Below are 16,261 nucleotides of genomic sequence, written 5' to 3' on the forward strand. Positions count from 1 at the left end.
AATAAAGCATAACGTAGAAGTGGGGATAAAGTCTTATAACTCAATGACAAAATTATGAATTTTTTGTCTATGCTTGAGAGAAGTAAGTATCGGTACAATTGATAGCCACATGACCTTTCAACAGATCACTTTATAACGCGTGTTTTATCGGCGCTAGTAAAGCGACTGCCGCGTTACTCTATTCATTATTAAGCATATTAGCGGTTATGTTAAACACTGCATAACATCACAATAAGATAATTTGTGTTATTCTGCCCTTGATAAATGTGACGAGCATTCCCACTTCCTGAGTATTAACTATTCCGCTGAGAGGATCCCATGGACAATACTGAAAGCCAATCGACGATTGACAGAATTAAGCAACAAATTGAAGAGAACCCAATCTTACTTTACATGAAGGGCTCACCTAAGCTTCCAAGCTGTGGATTTTCTTCACAAGCTTCACAGGCGCTTATGTCGTGTGGGGAAGCATTCGCATACGTTGATATTCTTCAGAACCCAGACATTCGAGCAGAATTGCCAAAATATGCAAACTGGCCAACGTTTCCACAACTGTGGGTTGATGGTGAACTCGTAGGCGGGTGTGACATCATTATTGAAATGTTCCAGCAAAACGAGCTACAGCCTTTAGTCAAAGAAACGGCTGAAAAACACAAAACTGAAGAGTAATTGGAAAATCTTATTTCTCTATTGAAAAGCCGGCTTTGAGTTGGCTTTTTTGATTAAAACCACCCAAAAACACACCGCTTTTAATTCCGCTAAAACTACATAGACAAGCCAGAAAAATAAATCCTCTACGCCTTGAAAAAAAATTTTTATTTTATCGAAAAAGGTTTGTTTTTTAATACGTTACCCTCTATAAAAAACCTGTGCTGACACAGCAGTCGTCAGTGATGAAGGTCTAATAAAAAAATACTTTATCGTAATCACTCTGGTTATGGTTTAAGGCGCAAAAGCGCCAAAGCTGATAAAGAAAACTCCGGGAAAACACCATGAAAACACACTTGTCTTTATTGACTAAAAACGTACGCAGCGTACTAGCTGCTTCTGCTGCGTTTTCCGTTATTGCTGCCGCGCCTGTTTATGCGCAAGAAGCAGACGACGAAAAGAAAGCGGAAGATTACGAACAAATTGCGGTAGTTGGTTCACGTGCAGCACCACGCTCAATTGGCGATTCAGCAGTGCCAATTGACATCATATCCAGTGAGGACTTTAAGCAACAGGGTGCCACTGATATGGTATCTATGATGCAAACGGTGGTTCCTTCATTTAACGTGAACGACCAGCCAATCAACGATGCATCAACGTTAGTACGCCCAGCAAACTTACGCGGCATGGCAGCTGACCATACTCTTGTTTTAGTCAATGGTAAGCGTCGTCACCGCTCAGCAGTCATTACTTTCCTTGGTGGCGGTCTTTCTGACGGCGCACAAGGTCCAGATATTTCAGTTATCCCAGCATCTGCATTAAAGCAGGTAGAAGTACTTCGTGACGGCGCCGCTGCACAGTACGGTTCAGATGCCATCGCAGGCGTTATCAACTTCGTCCTTAACGATGCATCAGAAGGCGGTACGTTTGAAGCTCGTTACGGCTCATTTTATGAAGGCGATGGTGACATGATCCAGCTTTCAGGCAACATTGGTCTTCCACTGTCTGATGCGGGCTTCATCAACCTTTCTGCTGAATATCGCACTGCAGACGATACATCTCGCAGCGTGCAGCGTGATGACGCCGCAGCGCTTGTTGCTGCTGGCAACACCTTTGTCGCAGACCCTGCACAAATATGGGGTTCGCCTGAAATTAAGCACGACATTAAGCTTTTCGCGAATGCGGGACTAGAGCTATCAGACTCTTCAGAAGCCTACATGTTTGGTAACTATGCGGTGCGCGAAGTTGAAGGTGGCTTCTACTACCGTAACCCACATACTCGCGGCGGTGTTTTCGCTAATGACGGTTCGCTTCTTGTGGGTGACTTAACTGGTGATATGTCGGGCAACTGTCCAACTGATATTGCACCAGGCGCAAACGTGCTGACTAACGAACGTTATATCAATGAAGTGGCGAACAATCCGGATTGCTTTGCGTTCAACGAAATTCTTCCTGGCGGCTTCACGCCACGTTTCGGCGGTGAAGTGACTGATATGTCTTTGGTATTCGGTACGAAAGGCGAGTTAGACAACGACGTAACGTATGACGTTAGCGTTAACTTAGGCCAGAACGAAGTTGATTTTAAAATTAGCAACACGATCAACCCATCTCTTGGTCCAGATACACCGTTTGAATTCAGTCCGGGTCGTTACACCCAGTCTGAGCAAACGTTAGATATAGATTTCACTAAACCTTTCGATATTGGCCTATACGAGCCACTTTTCGTTGCAACGGGTTTCCAATACCGTCACGAAAGCTACGAGAGTTTTGCAGGTGATAACGCGTCCTATGAAATAGGTCCATTGGCGTCACAAGGCTTTGGCATTGGTTCAAATGGTTTCCCTGGCTTAGCAGCTAATAGCCAAGGCCTTGTGTCTCGTCATAACGTAGCATTTTATATTGATGCAGAGGCGTACATTACTGAAAACTTTATGTTAGCAGGTGCGCTTCGTTATGAAGATTTCTCAGACTTCGGTGACACCACAAAAGGTAAAATTGCGTTCCGTTGGCAAGCACTTGAAAACATCGCGTTCCGTGGTGCTTACTCAACTGGCTTTAAAGCGCCAACACTGGGTCAAAGTAACGTTCGCAACGTAACGACAGCGTTTGGTACTGGCGGCGAACTTATTGACCGTGCGACGCTACCACCAACGGATCCAGTATCGCAGCTTAAAGGCGGTGAACAGCTCACTCCTGAAGAATCAGAAAGCATGACTTTTGGTATTGTTGCACAGTTTGACAGCGGGTTATTTATCACAGCTGATTACTACAATATCGAACTTACAGACCGTTTAAGTACTGCTTCGGGCATTGCGCTAACTGATGAAGATATTGCGACCTTGATTTCTCAAGGTATCAATGATGCGTCTAGCTTCTCTGAAATCAGCTTCTTTACCAATGACTTTGATACTACAACGGAAGGTGTTGACGTAGTAGCAAACTACAGCATGGAAATGTTGGGTGGAGACACTAAGTTCTCACTTGCTTATAACTGGACATCAACAGTAGTTGACCGAGCGTCTGATAATATTTCAGATTTCCGTATTCGCATGCTAGAAGACAACCTTCCAGCGGTTCGTTACAGCGCAACGGCTAACCACACAAACGGTGACTGGCGTTTCCTTACACGCCTAAACTATTTTGGCAGCATCTTTGAAGATCACTTAGACTCAGCCCTTCCAATTGAGAAAATTGGTTCTGAATTTACCGTTGATTTAGAAGTAGCGTATAGCTTTACAGAAGACTTCACGCTTACTGTTGGCGCCAAAAACGCGTTGGATGAATACCCAGACGAAAATACGCAATATGCGGGCATTGCTGGGTCGTTATACCCAACAACAGCACCTATTGGTATTAATGGTGGGTTCTACTACCTACGAGGCATGTACACGTTCTAACTTGTACATCTAAAAAGGGAGCATTTGCTCCCTTTTTACTCACCGCAAAATTCATATTTAAAGCGTGAAAAGCCTGACAAACACAGGCATGATTAGGGGCTATAGATTTTAGCTGTTATCCCAAAATCTATATTTCTTGAACATCTGTAAGCAATTCGAAACACATTCATTAGAGATTTATGACCAGAAAGTCGACAGTAGCTGAAACCTTCTTAAAATACCGCAGCAAGTTAATGCGCGCGGTAGGCACTATTGTTGGTACTGATGATATTGAAGATATAGTGCAAGAAGCATTTATTAAGAGCTATGAGGCCGAACTAAAACAAGAAATACAGTATGAACGGACCTACATGCTTAAAACTGCGCGTAATTTAGCGCTTAACCATGTGTCGAAGGCTGAAAATAAAAATAAACAGCATTTAGACGATATGGATATGCTGCCCTATGAGTTGATAGGGCACAGTTTAGAAAAAAACGTAGAAAGTAAAGAGCGCTTCATTCACTTTTGCCGAGCCACAGACACGCTGTCTGCGGATGTGAAGCGCGTATTTTTATTGAAAAAAGTCTATGGCATGCGACAAAAAGAAATTGCCGAACTCGTGGGGTTGAGTGAAAGCACTGTGGAAAAGCATGTCGCCAAAGGTCTTTTAATGTGCTCTCGGTATTTGGCCGACCTGTCAAAAGATACTTCGTCACCCCAAGCACCTTTAAGTGCGACTCAGGACATAAGCAGTAGTTGATATGAATAACATTCGCCAATTTTCCAGTAAAGAAGATATCCAAGAGCATGCCTGCTTGTGGGTAAGCCGCTTAGACCGCGGTTTGAGAGATGAAGAGCTCGTGGAACTTGATAGCTGGCTTAGCGAGAGTAACGCCCATCGTCAGTCTCTTATTGAAGCGGCTAGCCTCTGGGACGACATGTCTGTGCTCAACGAGTTAAGTGGCTTGTTTCCCGAGTCTCACATGCGTAAAAGTGATGGAAACAGAGCAAAGCGCCAAAACGCTCTTCAACAGCGTGCTAATTGGAGTATTGCCGCTGTTTTCTTGGTAATGACGTTAGCGATAGGGACGATTGTTCAGCAAGTGTGGTTAGACAATACACCTGAGTTTGCCGCCATAAGCGAAAAAGTGGAGACGGGTATTGGAGAGCAAAAAAACATCACCTTGGCCGATGGTTCTGTCATGCACTTGAACACTAATTCTATCGTTACGGTCGATTTTTCCCAGAGCGCGCGTTCTATTGTGCTGCTAAAGGGGGAAGCTCATTTTGAAGTGGCTCATGATACGTCTCGCCCCTTCTCAGTAACCGCAGGAAACAACACGGTTACCGCGGTAGGAACAGCATTTAATATGCAGTACGTTAACGATAATGCTTTCGAACTGGTTGTGACAGACGGAAAGGTACTCGTTAAAGATCGGTTCAGAGATTCCACATCTGCCGAATCTTTGTTTGGGAAGAAGCCTGTTACCGAGGAAGGTCTCCTTATGTTCGCGGGTGAGAAAGCCACGGTGCAAGGCAAGGTGGAAGCTCGCGAAAGCATGTCGAAAAACGATATTGATGATGATTTAGCTTGGCAGCAGGGGATGATTGTATTTAAAGGCGAGCCTTTAGAAGCGGTACTTGCTGAGATAGGACGCTACACGCCAGTGCGGTTTAACATAACAGATGAACGCCTACGTAAACGCCGGGTTGCTGGCTACTTTAAAGTGGGCGATATCGATGGCTTACTGGCAGCGCTAAAAAGCAGTTTTAATATCAATTATGAAAAAATAACCGATACAAGCATTCAGTTATCTGTCGCTTCTTAGGCAGTTTTGATCATGACTGTATGAAACTGTTGAGCTTAAGCAGCCTCAAAAATATATAAAAAAAGAGTGGCAAGCGCTAATGCGATATAAAAATATTTAGCGCGATGGTACTGGCCTATTGGCATCCGCTTATTGAATGTGACAATATACGAAAGAATAACAGCACATCGATATTTTACCTTGCAGTACATGCATTTTGCAGACATTACTCATTCTATGAAACGTCAACTTTTTAGTTGGTGTTTTCGTGCTGTGGACTCTCATTACTGTGCTCACAAAAGCGCCGGTCGCAGCGCTAATCCCAGCGCTTATCGTGGCTCCCATGACAGCAGCAATAAAAAGAGCCAAGTGGCGCTGGCGATATACATAGCCTTTTCAAGCATGGGGTGGCAAAGCGTAAGCCATGCTCAGCAATCTACATCTGCAAGCCGCGATAGCGAGGCCCCAGCTTTATCGGAAGTGCCCTTATTTACGTTTTCGGTGCAATCCCAATCGGCAGATGAAGCCCTAACCGAGCTGGCTAAGCAGGCAAATACCACACTCCTTTTTCCCTTCGATTTAGCCAAGCGAGTTAAAACCAACTCGCTCAATGGCACCTATACGCTGAATGAAGCACTTGAGCAGCTGCTAGAAGGAACCGAGCTTGCGGTAATTGCTGATGATTTAGGTGTACTAAGCATACGCTCACGAACATCGTTAGTGGCTAAAAAGCCCGTTGAGCGCAAAGAAGAAGAGCAAGAGGATAATAGTAACGCCCTAGAACGCATTGCTATCGTTGGCACACGAAATGCGCCTAGAAGCGCCGTTGATTCGCCGGTTCCGCTGGATATTATTGGCGCTAAGTCGTTAAGCTCTCAAGGCAATGCAGACGTGCTGTCAATGCTCAGCGTTATGGTGCCATCTCTTAATGTGAACGACCAACCAATCAACGACGCAAGCAGCTTGGTAAGGCCAGCAAATTTACGCGGTATGTCATCTGACCATACGTTGCTATTGCTCAACGGTAAGCGTCGGCATCGTTCTGCGGTCATCACCTTTTTAGGTGGCGGGTTGAGCGATGGCGCACAGGGCCCCGATATTTCAGTTATTCCAGCGTATGCGTTAAAGCAGGTGGAAGTATTGCGAGATGGAGCATCAGCGCAATATGGCTCAGACGCTATTGCCGGTGTCATTAATTTTGTGCTTAAAGATGATAGGGAAGGAGGAAGCTTTGCATTGAAATCAGGTGCCTATGGCGAGGGAGATGGTGCTTTATTTCAATTTCAGGGTAATCGTGGCTTTGCATTGAGCGACACTGGTTTTATTAATGTAACTGGTGAATATCGCCAGCAGGGCGGTACGTCTCGAACGGTGCAGCGGAACGACGCTTTCGCGTTAAGCGAGCAGGGAAATGGTTTTATTCAAAATCCCGCGCAAATTTGGGGCGCGCTTGATGTTGATAACGATATAAAGTTTGCCGTTAACGCAGGCTATCGCCCATCTTCCACCACGGCCGTATACGGCTTTTTAACTGCAGCCACTCGAAAGCTATCGGGTGGATTTTACTACCGCAATCCCCAAACACGGGATGGGGTGTTTAGCCGCACTGATGGTGAAACCGGAGCACGGCGACTAATTGTTGCCGATTTAGATGGTATTGATTCTGGCATACAGTGCCCTTCAATTACCCTTACCGATGCCGATGTATTGCAAAATCCTACCTATCAGCAGATTGCGGATAACCGTACTGAGCTTGGCGAAAACTGCTTTGCGTTCAACGAGGTTTATCCAGGTGGTTTTACACCAAGCTTTGGCGGCACTATTAAAGACGCCTCATTGGCGGTGGGGCTTAGAAAAGAGCTTCCTTACGATTGGGCTTTCGATGTGAGTGCGAGTTTGGGCTACAGTAATGTAGACTATGAGATTACCAATACGGTAAACCCCTCATTAGGTCCGGCTTCTCCAACGTCATTTAACCCAGGAGGCGTGTCTCAAGTCGAGCGCACCCTAAATTTAGATTTTTCGAAGCTAATTCAAACCGTATTCGACGACCCTGTGAGTATTGGTCTTGGAATAGAGTGGCGAAAAGAGACCTATTTTCAAAAAGCAGGCGATGAGAGTTCATATATTGCAGGGCCTTATGCATTTGAGCCCCCGTTAGGCTTAAACGAAGGATTTTCAATTGGCTCCAACGGTTTCCCTGGCTATCAGCCTCAGTCTGCTGGAAATTGGAGTCGCAGTAATTGGGCTATGTACGCCGATATTGAGTTTTTCGTTACCGAAGCATTGCAATTTGGTGTTGCCTCACGTCTTGAGCACTTCAGTGACTTTGGCACTACATTTGATGGCAAGTTGAGTACGCGCTACAAACTTACCGATCTTTTTGCTTTAAGAGGCTCAGTGAATACAGGCTTTAAAGCGCCCACGGTAGGGCAGAGCAATGTTATTAACGTGACCACGGCCTACGGCGCCAACGGGCTAGAAGACCAAGCCACACTGCCGCCTACAGATTTAATATCCGTACAGCTTGGCGCGACACCGCTGACACCAGAGGAATCGGTCAATTTCAGTGTAGGGGCGGTAATGCACGTGAGTGAGTATTTCTTTGCCACCGTCGATTATTTCAATATTCGCTTGGAAGATAGGATCAGCACTACGTCAGCTATCCCGCTCACAGAAGATGACATCAGTGCACTTATTGCCGATGGGCGACCTGATGCGGCTAAATACAACGCTGCAAAATATTTTACTAACGATTTTGATACTAAAACACAGGGTGTTGATGTTGTTGTAAATTATCAATTTGCAGCAGGAGAATGGCAAAACAATCTGCTGTTTGCCTACAACTGGACCGATACGCAGGTAGAGCGAGTGACGTTATACCCGGCGTTAGTCGATGGCGCGCTTCAGCTTACGCCAAATTTGACCAATGCGCGGATACGCATGCTAGAGGATAATTTGCCAGCCCACAGGGGAAGTATTACTCTCGAACAAGCTATTTCGTCATTCGCATTTACATGGCGCTTAAACTACTTTGGCTCATTTTATGAAGATCACTTAGATGCATCTGCAGGCTTTGATATATATGGTAGTGCAAGACTGACCATGGATGCGCAGTTTTCGTGGCAAGTGTCAGAGGAAACTCGTTTTACAGTTGGGGCGCAAAACTTATTCAATACGTTGCCAGATACTAATATTTTCAAGGGAGAGGTTGGTGCTTTGTATCCGCCGACTACGCCGGGCGGTATAAACGGAAACTTTTTCTACGCAGGTTTGGAGTTTGAATTTAAGTAGTGAAATGAAAAAGGCAGGGTCAATAATGCTCACAGTGGCTTGTGCTAGCTATCGATTAATATTTGCGAAGCGTCGAAGCGCCGAAGTATTTAAGGGATATTAGCCTACGTTTTTAAATAGAGATTCGTCGATGATTGTTTGATCAATAATCTGCTGTGCCATGCTAATGCATTTGCCGCACTGAGAGCCAAGCTCTAAGTGCTCACGTAATTCACGCATGTTGCCAACACCGTTGCTTTCAACAGCTGCACGAATACTTTTATCGGTTACCCCAAAGCACATACACACAAACATTATCGAATACTCCAAATGAATCTGTAAATGATAATAATTGTTATTCGTGGTTTTGGCAAGTCTAGTTGAGAATAATTTTCATTAAATACGTCTAATGGTGTAGGGAGCCTTTCTGCATACTCTTACTTCACGGTGCCTAATTTTGCACACTTAACCTAGTCCAAAATTTGTATAGCAAAGCTCAACACGCCCGAGTAATTCGGTTATTCTTTTTCGGCAAGAGGCCAACCGCCTAATGATTGGTAGCGATTCACTATATAACAGAAAAGCTCGGTCGTTTTTTGTGCATCATATAGTGCGCTGTGAGCCTCGTTTTGATCAAAATCGATCCCCGCAGCTCGACATGCCTTTACCAGAACGGTTTGACCAAGGGCTAACCCTGCCAAACTCGTGGTGTCAAAAGACACAAAGGGGTGAAATGGCGTACGCTTGATATTACATCGATCGATAGCTGCGTTAACAAAACCTTGGTCGAAAGCGGCATTGTGAGCCACAATCACAGAACGCTGGCAGTCGGCGTTCTTTTGCGCCTTGCGAACGCCTTTGCATAGGTCTTTCATTGCATCGCTTTCTTCAATAGCACCTCGTAGAGCACAATTTGGATCTATACCATTAAATTCTAGCGCGGCAGGTTCAAGGTTGGCGCCTTCGAAGGGCTCAATGTGATAATGGAAGGTATCGTCTGGATGCAGCAAACCATTTTCATCCATTTTTACCGTTACAGCAGCAAGCTCTAACAACGCATCGGTTCCAGCGATGAAACCTGCAGTTTCAACATCAATCACAACGGGAAAGTAACCTCTGAAACGCTGAGATAAAGTAGGCATTGCAGTTGAAGACATAGATTCTCTTTTACAGACAGGTGAATGTGAAGTGTCGTGAGGATAATCGCAGACACAAATGACAATAGAGCAAGATTATCGCAAGGATAAAAGGTAAGTGCTAGCACGAATTCGCGCAGTGCTTTAAGAGCGACGAATAAATTGTGGAATTCGGGCTACTAAACGCCTGCTCCGGATTACTCGGCACTTCGAGAGGCTCTGCTTACAGTAAAGCTAGCCAAATCGTAAAGCTCCGCAAGACAAAAGCTCCGTGAGACGAAAGCGTTGCATAAGGAAGGGCGGAATGCTCTAACAGAGTGTAAATTAATAAATCACGTCTAAACTTTTTTGTGATTAAGGCGATATACTGATTATAGTGTGTATTTGCTAGTACTACTGCTGGAACTGCTGCGCACATGGATGCGGTATTCAATTTTCATTTACTAGGTTTTCGTTATGCTATCGACATCTAAAATAATGTGGAACATTACAAGACGAGCTTTGTTTGAGGGGCACCTTAACATTCGCCGGCTGATCATAACCGCAGCCGTTGTGATGAGCTCGACAGCAGCGCATGCAGCCATGCGCCAGTACTCAGCAACAGTTGAAACGTCTAACTGGCAAGTTGATACAGAATCGCGTTTGCAGTGTACGTTAAATCATGAGCTGCCTGGATACGGTGATGCCATATTTACGAGCGTAGCGTCTAAACAACTGAATATGGAATTTGAACTTGATATGCACTTGCTGCCCAATCGTTTCGACGTTGCTGCGGTGTACTCAGTACCGCCGAAATGGATGCCCGGAGTCGCACCTAAGACGATAGCAGACATGACAATGAGAAAGCAGTACAACGGCGACTTACCCCAAGATGCAGCATGGACCATGCTTTCAGAGCTCGAAAAAGGATTCTGGCCCACTATTTATTATCAAGATTGGTATAACAAATATGACAAAGTAAGCGTGGCGCTAAACGCGAGTAATTTTGCCGGCGTTTACAGACAATTCGTGGAATGTGTTTCTAACCTGCTTCCCTATACCTTTGATGATATAGCTTACACAGTATTATCTTATCAAAATAACAGCACAGAACTAACAAAATATTCGCAAAAGCGGCTTACAATGATTGGTGAATATCTCAAAGAAGATGGTGAGTTAGAACTCGTGCTGCTAGACGGTTACACCGACAGCTACGGCGGCCGTTGGAACAACGAACAGCTTTCTATTAGAAGAGCGAATGAGGTTAAAAGTTACCTCACGGCTATCGGCGTACCTAACGATCGTATTCAGCTAACCGGTCATGGTGAAAAGCGTTTTATCGCGCCTAATGATACAAAAGAGTCGCGAGCGCAAAACCGACGCGTTGTAGTTAGACTAGCTAAATCATAGCCGTTGGTTTATCGGGCATCATCGACGTCTGCACGGCCTTGTTCACGCCATGCTAGTACAGGAGGGACATGGTCGGTAAATACTCCGTCTACCTTGGCTATGTTGCGTAGGGCGTTTAACAGTTGAGGGCCACTCATTCCAGAAGGCAGTGCATCTTGGCGATAGGTGTAAGGGTGAATTGTTAGATTATTGCTATGTGCATGTGTTAGCCAGTTTGCAGGCTCAATTTTTTTACGCGTTGTGTCGTCTTGATTGAAAAGCTGAGGTACCCAAGGCCCAATACCATTTGCGTACTTAGCCACTTCTGCCATTCCTTCTGCACTTCTTATCCACGTGTAGTCAGTACTGCTTTCTTTCCAATCATTTTCGCCAATTAACATAACAACCTTGCCTTTGTAGCCTAACTCACTGCGAATTCTTTTCACTTCACTAAAGTCAAAACATTGCAAGTAGCTGTTGTCTTGTGCACCATCTAAATGAAATGCTTGAAGCGCGTCTATAACAATGCGGCTTGCGTCTACTCCTTCAGCTAAGTGAAAAGCAGGTGATTTAACTTCTGGGTATACCCCTATGTTTTTGCCAAGCTGGCGGTTGAGTTCGCTTATTAAATCAAAGTGCTCATAAAGAGTAGCAATGCTAAAGCGAGAAGTCGTGGCGGAAAAACGTGATGGAAATACTCTGTTTTTGCTTTTATCTTCTCGTTCGTGCACGTTAAGCCTGCGTAACTCTGCTAATGTAAAATCCCGAGCATAAAACCTGCTGTCTTTCCGCGCTCTCTTAGGAAACACAGTTTCTACGTTGGTGACTGTCTCTAAATGGATATCGTGAAGCACAATAGGCACATTATCTTTGGTAATCACCACATCCTGCTCAATAAAGTCTGCTTGGAGCGCAAAGGCTAGGGCAGTCGCTTCTAAAGTATGCTCGGGTAAGTAACCTGAAGCGCCTCGATGAGCAATGACTAAAAATTCAGCTCGTTGGCTTTCGCTATCTGGCGCTTCCTTATTGACAGCGCTCTCTGTTTGGGATGCTTCTGCAAATGAAAGCATCCATAAGTTGAAAAGTAAAAAAAGCAAAGCCACGGGACGATTGTTCATTAAAATATTCCAAAAAGAAGTGGGCGCAAGACGTACTCTCATTCATAAAATGCAGGTGCTACATTGAATTAACGACCTTCTATAAGCTCAATAGCATAGCCATCAGGGTCGCGTACAAAAGCAATGACCGTTTTGCCACCTTTCACTGGTCCAGGTTTGCGGTATACATCAGCACCATTTTGTTCAAGGTTTTCACAAAACGAATAAATATCATCGACGCCAATAGCAATATGACCGTAAGCATTGCCTTTGTCGTAAGTGTTTTCTCCCCAGTTATAGGTGAGTTCCAGCACGGTTGAATTCTCTTCATCGCCGTAACCTACAAAAGCGAGTGTATATTCGTAATCCTTATTGTCAGATTGGCGCAACAAGCGCATACCCATTAGTTCCACATAAAAATGTAGTGAAGCTTCTAGATTTTCAACCCGAAGCATGGTGTGCAGCATTCTCATAATAATTCCTATGTTAAGCGGTCTACTCGCTAAAACCGTCTTCCTCAATATTCAGTGCGTCGCCAGCGAATAGCATATCAGTACACTTAAAATTAAGGGTAATGGGTAATTGTGAAAACTTGAAGACATTCTTTTAACAGGCTCAGGTTAATTAAGATGTTAGCGATGGCGGTAATTTTTTCATTTTGCGATCGCTTTATACGTTGTAGAGCGGCAAATACTTATGCGTCAAAATAAAAATCAAATAAATAATATTTTAAAGTGACTACAAAACAATGCTTTATGTGTATTTTGTGCGCGCTTTAGCATGAGGTTAATAAAACATTGATGAAAAGGTTAGACATGCCCATGCTTTGCATGTATCTTACGCGGGCTTTAGATATGTTTTACGCTTTACCTAATACTGCTTTGTACCACTCTTTTATTCCTTCAATTGAAGTTTTATATAGATATACATCTGCTTTACTAGCTCGTTTATGTCTATCGCTATCGGTGATTTCACCACTTAAACATCAATTTTTTAAAAGGTATATATTATGTCTAATTCTGTAAACGGTACAGTAAAATGGTTTAACGAAGAAAAAGGTTTTGGTTTCCTAACTCAAGACGGCGGCGGTAAAGACGTATTCGTACATTTCCGTTCAATCGCTTCTGACGGTTTCAAAACTCTTTCTGAAGGCCAAGCGGTAAGCTTCGAAGTAGAACAAGGTCAAAAAGGCCCACAAGCAGCTAACGTTGTTGTTCGATAAGCTAAAAGACGCTTAGAGTCTTTGAAGTTATTAGGCTCTCTTATGAGAGCCTAATATAAAGTTTTTGAAATTTCTTACTACCAATTGCTGACCACAAAAGGAATACTAAAAACAACAATATAATAATGATAAAAGAAGTAATTAATTTGCACATCCAATCTATAAAAAATTCCCCAGTACAAACTCCAATTTCCAATATTTCAGTCTATAAAAACAGCATTGCTTTTACCGAAGTAAATAGCAAACGTCATATTGAATTCAGTTCTAAGAAAGAAACTAGAGCCTACCTTAATTGGTTATTAAACTTTTCATAACGCTTTCAGTGTTGATTAAATTCGTATTTGATTGGCTAGCTTAGCTCGAGAAAAGTGCTTAATACACTCTCATAAACCAAATTTCCAAAAAGCCCGTGTCAGAAACGCGTAATTAAGAGCGCGTAATTAAAAGCTCGTAGGAATAACCGCACAAGAGAAGCCGCGAAATAGAACAGCCAACATCCGTGTTAACTGTTATCTCGTGTCTTGATGCTATTTTGCGCCTTTTAAGTCTACATCTGTATCTGCCAAGAGATAGATACTAGCCGCATAAGCTGCAATGTTTTGCGCGAGCTCCTCAGGATTGATTTTATCCAGCGTGTCATCAGGTGTATGGTGTAAGTCAAAGTAATCACGACCATTCTGATTCAGTCTGATAGTGGGTACGCCCTTCGCTGCTAATGGAATAATATCTGGGCCTCCGCCTGCGATGTCAGAGCCGCCTCGAATAATGCCTAATGGTGACAGTATCTTAGCGATATCGTCCACGAGTTGCGTTGCGTCTGAATTAACATTTGATACTAATTGCCAGACTGTTTGCGCGCCAAAATCTGACTCAGTGGCCACAACGTGATTGGCTAAATTTGCCTCGTGCTGTTTTGCATAGGCAAAAGCACCTAATAGGCCTACTTCTTCAGCGCCAAACATAACAACGCGTATGGTGCGTTTAGGTCGCGTTGGAAGTTTAGCAATAAGCGCTGCAGCTGCAGTGGTAATCGCAACACCAGCACCGTCATCAACCGCACCTGTTCCCAAGTCCCAGCTGTCTAAATGCCCGCCAATGAGTACAATCTCTTCTGGCTTCTCACTACCTACGATATCGAGGATCACATTGCCACTGCTCACTTCACCTTTCCACTTGGATTCACTGTGAAGCGACATGGAAAGCGGTTTATTGGCTTGATGAAGGCGGCGAAGATGGTCCGCATCTGGATTAGAAACAGCAATAACGGGTATGTTTGCCCATTCGTCGCCATTTTTACTCATCATGCCTGTATGGGGAAAACGGTGGGAGTCCGAGCCAACAGAACGCACAACAAGGGCACTTGCTCCACCACGCTGGGCATGTTGCCATCCAATGCGTCGCCGCTGATTAGCTTGTCCATAGCCCGCACCAGTTTGGCTTTTAACCATGGCGTCGCCATCAACAAAGGCAATTTTTCCCTTTAGCTCTGAGTCTTTGATATCTGTTAAGGCGTGAATGTCGCGAAAATAGACTACATCGGCATTAACTTCACTCTCGCTCGGGGCAGCTCCGCCAAGGGCTGTTCCATAAAGCGGCTGTTGATAAGGAGAGGTGAGCGTAATATGTAAGTGACCACGATCCCAAAAAGGCATTGTGAACTCTTCTATTGATACCCTATCAAAACCTAACTCTCTTCCAAGCTCGGCACCCCAGTTCCTTGCACGAGCCTCAGCCTCTGAGCCACCTAATCGAGGACCGACCTCGGTTGTCAGTGATGTGACTATGTCATAGCCCATATCACTTTTAAGAGCGGTTTGTATGAGTTGTTCTGCGGTTTCTTTTTGTGAATCGGTAATGGGGGAGGGAGCGGCGAGTAAGGATGTGCTAAACACCCCCACTAATGCACTCAGTGTTACTGCTTTAAGTTGTAGCATGTCATCTCCAAGTTCTTGTTTGTCAATTTTGTGTTTTTATTTTTGTTACTCAATCATAGCGACTGTGAGATGAAAGTCGATAATGCTTGCTGTAAGAATGGGATTTTAGAAGACAGGTAACTCACTGAGTCTGCGCTTTACGTTTAACCGGCTTTGCTTTCTTCTTAGCCGCTAGCGTTTTCTTCTTTTCTTGCTCGTTAATCACTTCATTAATGAAACTTTTTCGCCCAAACTCTCTTGTAATTAGGCATCGGTCTAACGAAAAGCCTCTGGCCGGGCAATACTCACGGCCGTAAAAAATTATTTGTAGATGTAAGTCGTTCCATCTCTCTCTAGGGAATAGGCGTTTTGCATCACGCTCAGTTTGCTCAACACTTTTGCCATTTGATAAACCCCAGCGATACATTAATCGGTGGATGTGTGTGTCCACCGGAAATGCAGGCACGCCAAACGCCTGAGACATGACTACGGACGCTGTTTTGTGGCCCACGGCTGGCATAGCTTCAAGAGCCGTAAAATCTTGAGGAACCTTGCCATCATGCTGCTTTATAATCATGTCAGAAAGGTGCCAAATACCTTTTGATTTCATTGGCGATAGGCCGCAGGGCCTTATAATATTCTGAATTTCTTCAATGCTCATTTTGACCATGTCGAATGGGTTATCTGCTTTGGCAAAAAGCTTCGGTGTTATTTGATTAACACGTTCATCGGTACATTGTGCTGAGAGCAGTACGGCGACTAATAATGTGTATGGGTCGGTATGGTCAAGGGGAACGGGAATTTCAGGGTAAAGGTCGTCGAGAATATCCATGATGGCCTGGACTTTTTCGTGTTTCGACAATGTTTTTACAGCGTCACCCATGAATGTGCTCTCTTAATATAATTATAGTTAACTTGA

Annotated in this window: 13 protein-coding genes; 7 read left to right on the forward strand and 6 right to left on the reverse strand. The window is 44.2% G+C overall.

From position 1 onward, the window contains the following. The first annotated feature begins 318 nt into the window (after positions 1 to 318). From O9X84_RS01800 to O9X84_RS01820, 5 genes are all read left to right on the forward strand, one after another. The gene (locus O9X84_RS01800; protein ID WP_032094492.1) at positions 319 to 669 is read left to right on the forward strand and encodes a Grx4 family monothiol glutaredoxin; all 351 of its coding nucleotides are present in this window, start codon (positions 319 to 321) and stop codon (positions 667 to 669) included. Between the two features lie 323 nt (positions 670 to 992). Further along, entirely contained in the window at positions 993 to 3,545 is a 2,553-nt protein-coding gene (locus O9X84_RS01805; protein WP_269517803.1) for a TonB-dependent receptor plug domain-containing protein, read from the forward strand. Between the two features lie 179 nt (positions 3,546 to 3,724). Then, a complete protein-coding gene (locus O9X84_RS01810; RefSeq protein ID WP_032094494.1) occupies positions 3,725 to 4,285 on the forward strand; it encodes an RNA polymerase sigma factor in 561 nt (186 codons plus the stop codon). 1 nt (position 4,286) lies between these two features. Continuing rightward, positions 4,287 to 5,354, forward strand: coding sequence for a FecR family protein (locus O9X84_RS01815; protein WP_269517807.1), 1,068 nt, complete (start codon positions 4,287 to 4,289; stop codon positions 5,352 to 5,354). Between the two features lie 381 nt (positions 5,355 to 5,735). Next, positions 5,736 to 8,627, forward strand: a complete 2,892-nt coding sequence (locus tag O9X84_RS01820) for a TonB-dependent receptor plug domain-containing protein (protein WP_442864490.1) — start codon at positions 5,736 to 5,738, stop codon at positions 8,625 to 8,627. A 99-nt stretch (positions 8,628 to 8,726) separates the two neighbouring features. Here the strand turns inward: O9X84_RS01820 and O9X84_RS01825 are convergent, their stop codons facing one another. Beyond that, a complete protein-coding gene (locus O9X84_RS01825) occupies positions 8,727 to 8,921 on the reverse strand; it encodes a bacterioferritin-associated ferredoxin (RefSeq protein ID WP_269517811.1) in 195 nt (64 codons plus the stop codon). A gap of 203 nt (positions 8,922 to 9,124) precedes the next feature. Next, a complete protein-coding gene (rnt, locus tag O9X84_RS01830) occupies positions 9,125 to 9,763 on the reverse strand; it encodes a ribonuclease T (protein ID WP_269517813.1) in 639 nt (212 codons plus the stop codon). Between the two features lie 534 nt (positions 9,764 to 10,297). Between rnt and O9X84_RS01835 the strand changes: the two genes are divergently transcribed. Next, the gene (locus tag O9X84_RS01835; RefSeq protein WP_269518003.1) at positions 10,298 to 11,131 is read left to right on the forward strand and encodes a flagellar protein MotY; all 834 of its coding nucleotides are present in this window, start codon (positions 10,298 to 10,300) and stop codon (positions 11,129 to 11,131) included. Positions 11,132 to 11,139: 8 nt separating this feature from the next. On the opposite strand, the gene glpQ is transcribed toward O9X84_RS01835, so the two are convergent. After that, the gene (gene glpQ / locus O9X84_RS01840; protein ID WP_442864484.1) at positions 11,140 to 12,270 is read right to left on the reverse strand and encodes a glycerophosphodiester phosphodiesterase; all 1,131 of its coding nucleotides are present in this window, start codon (positions 12,268 to 12,270) and stop codon (positions 11,140 to 11,142) included. Positions 12,271 to 12,296: 26 nt separating this feature from the next. After that, positions 12,297 to 12,680 (reverse strand): lactoylglutathione lyase, encoded by a 384-nt coding sequence (gene gloA, locus O9X84_RS01845; protein WP_269517816.1) that lies wholly within the window; start codon positions 12,678 to 12,680, stop codon positions 12,297 to 12,299. A gap of 536 nt (positions 12,681 to 13,216) precedes the next feature. Between gloA and cspE the strand changes: the two genes are divergently transcribed. Continuing rightward, the gene (cspE, locus tag O9X84_RS01850) at positions 13,217 to 13,429 is read left to right on the forward strand and encodes a transcription antiterminator/RNA stability regulator CspE (protein ID WP_032094499.1); all 213 of its coding nucleotides are present in this window, start codon (positions 13,217 to 13,219) and stop codon (positions 13,427 to 13,429) included. A gap of 527 nt (positions 13,430 to 13,956) precedes the next feature. Here the strand turns inward: cspE and O9X84_RS01855 are convergent. Together O9X84_RS01855 and O9X84_RS01860 are read right to left on the reverse strand one after the other, a co-directional pair. Beyond that, positions 13,957 to 15,363: a M20/M25/M40 family metallo-hydrolase gene (locus O9X84_RS01855; protein ID WP_269517817.1), complete on the reverse strand. Its 1,407-nt coding sequence runs from the start codon at positions 15,361 to 15,363 to the stop codon at positions 13,957 to 13,959. A gap of 121 nt (positions 15,364 to 15,484) precedes the next feature. Continuing rightward, on the reverse strand, positions 15,485 to 16,225 hold the full coding sequence (locus tag O9X84_RS01860; RefSeq protein ID WP_269517819.1) for an endonuclease III domain-containing protein: 741 nt from the start codon (positions 16,223 to 16,225) through the stop codon (positions 15,485 to 15,487). Positions 16,226 to 16,261 lie beyond the last annotated feature (36 nt).

Source organism: Alteromonas sp. BMJM2, from assembly GCF_027257845.1.
In the GTDB taxonomy this organism is placed as follows: domain Bacteria; phylum Pseudomonadota; class Gammaproteobacteria; order Enterobacterales; family Alteromonadaceae; genus Alteromonas.

Bases quoted from the DNA above. Each gene is read 5' to 3' on its own strand.
- O9X84_RS01810 (WP_032094494.1), top strand. From the start codon at position 3,725: ATGACCAGAAAGTCGACAGTAGCTGAAACCTTCTTAAAATACCGCAGC.
- O9X84_RS01815 (WP_269517807.1), top strand. From the start codon at position 4,287: ATGAATAACATTCGCCAATTTTCCAGTAAAGAAGATATCCAAGAGCAT.
- glpQ (WP_442864484.1), bottom strand. From the start codon at position 12,270: ATGAGAGTACGTCTTGCGCCCACTTCTTTTTGGAATATTTTAATGAAC.
- cspE (WP_032094499.1), top strand. From the start codon at position 13,217: ATGTCTAATTCTGTAAACGGTACAGTAAAATGGTTTAACGAAGAAAAA.
- O9X84_RS01800 (WP_032094492.1), top strand. From the start codon at position 319: ATGGACAATACTGAAAGCCAATCGACGATTGACAGAATTAAGCAACAA.
- rnt (WP_269517813.1), bottom strand. From the start codon at position 9,763: ATGTCTTCAACTGCAATGCCTACTTTATCTCAGCGTTTCAGAGGTTAC.
- O9X84_RS01805 (WP_269517803.1), top strand. From the start codon at position 993: ATGAAAACACACTTGTCTTTATTGACTAAAAACGTACGCAGCGTACTA.
- gloA (WP_269517816.1), bottom strand. From the start codon at position 12,680: ATGAGAATGCTGCACACCATGCTTCGGGTTGAAAATCTAGAAGCTTCA.
- O9X84_RS01860 (WP_269517819.1), bottom strand. From the start codon at position 16,225: ATGGGTGACGCTGTAAAAACATTGTCGAAACACGAAAAAGTCCAGGCC.
- O9X84_RS01835 (WP_269518003.1), top strand. From the start codon at position 10,298: ATGAGCTCGACAGCAGCGCATGCAGCCATGCGCCAGTACTCAGCAACA.
- O9X84_RS01855 (WP_269517817.1), bottom strand. From the start codon at position 15,363: ATGCTACAACTTAAAGCAGTAACACTGAGTGCATTAGTGGGGGTGTTT.
- O9X84_RS01820 (WP_442864490.1), top strand. From the start codon at position 5,736: ATGGGGTGGCAAAGCGTAAGCCATGCTCAGCAATCTACATCTGCAAGC.
- O9X84_RS01825 (WP_269517811.1), bottom strand. From the start codon at position 8,921: ATGTTTGTGTGTATGTGCTTTGGGGTAACCGATAAAAGTATTCGTGCA.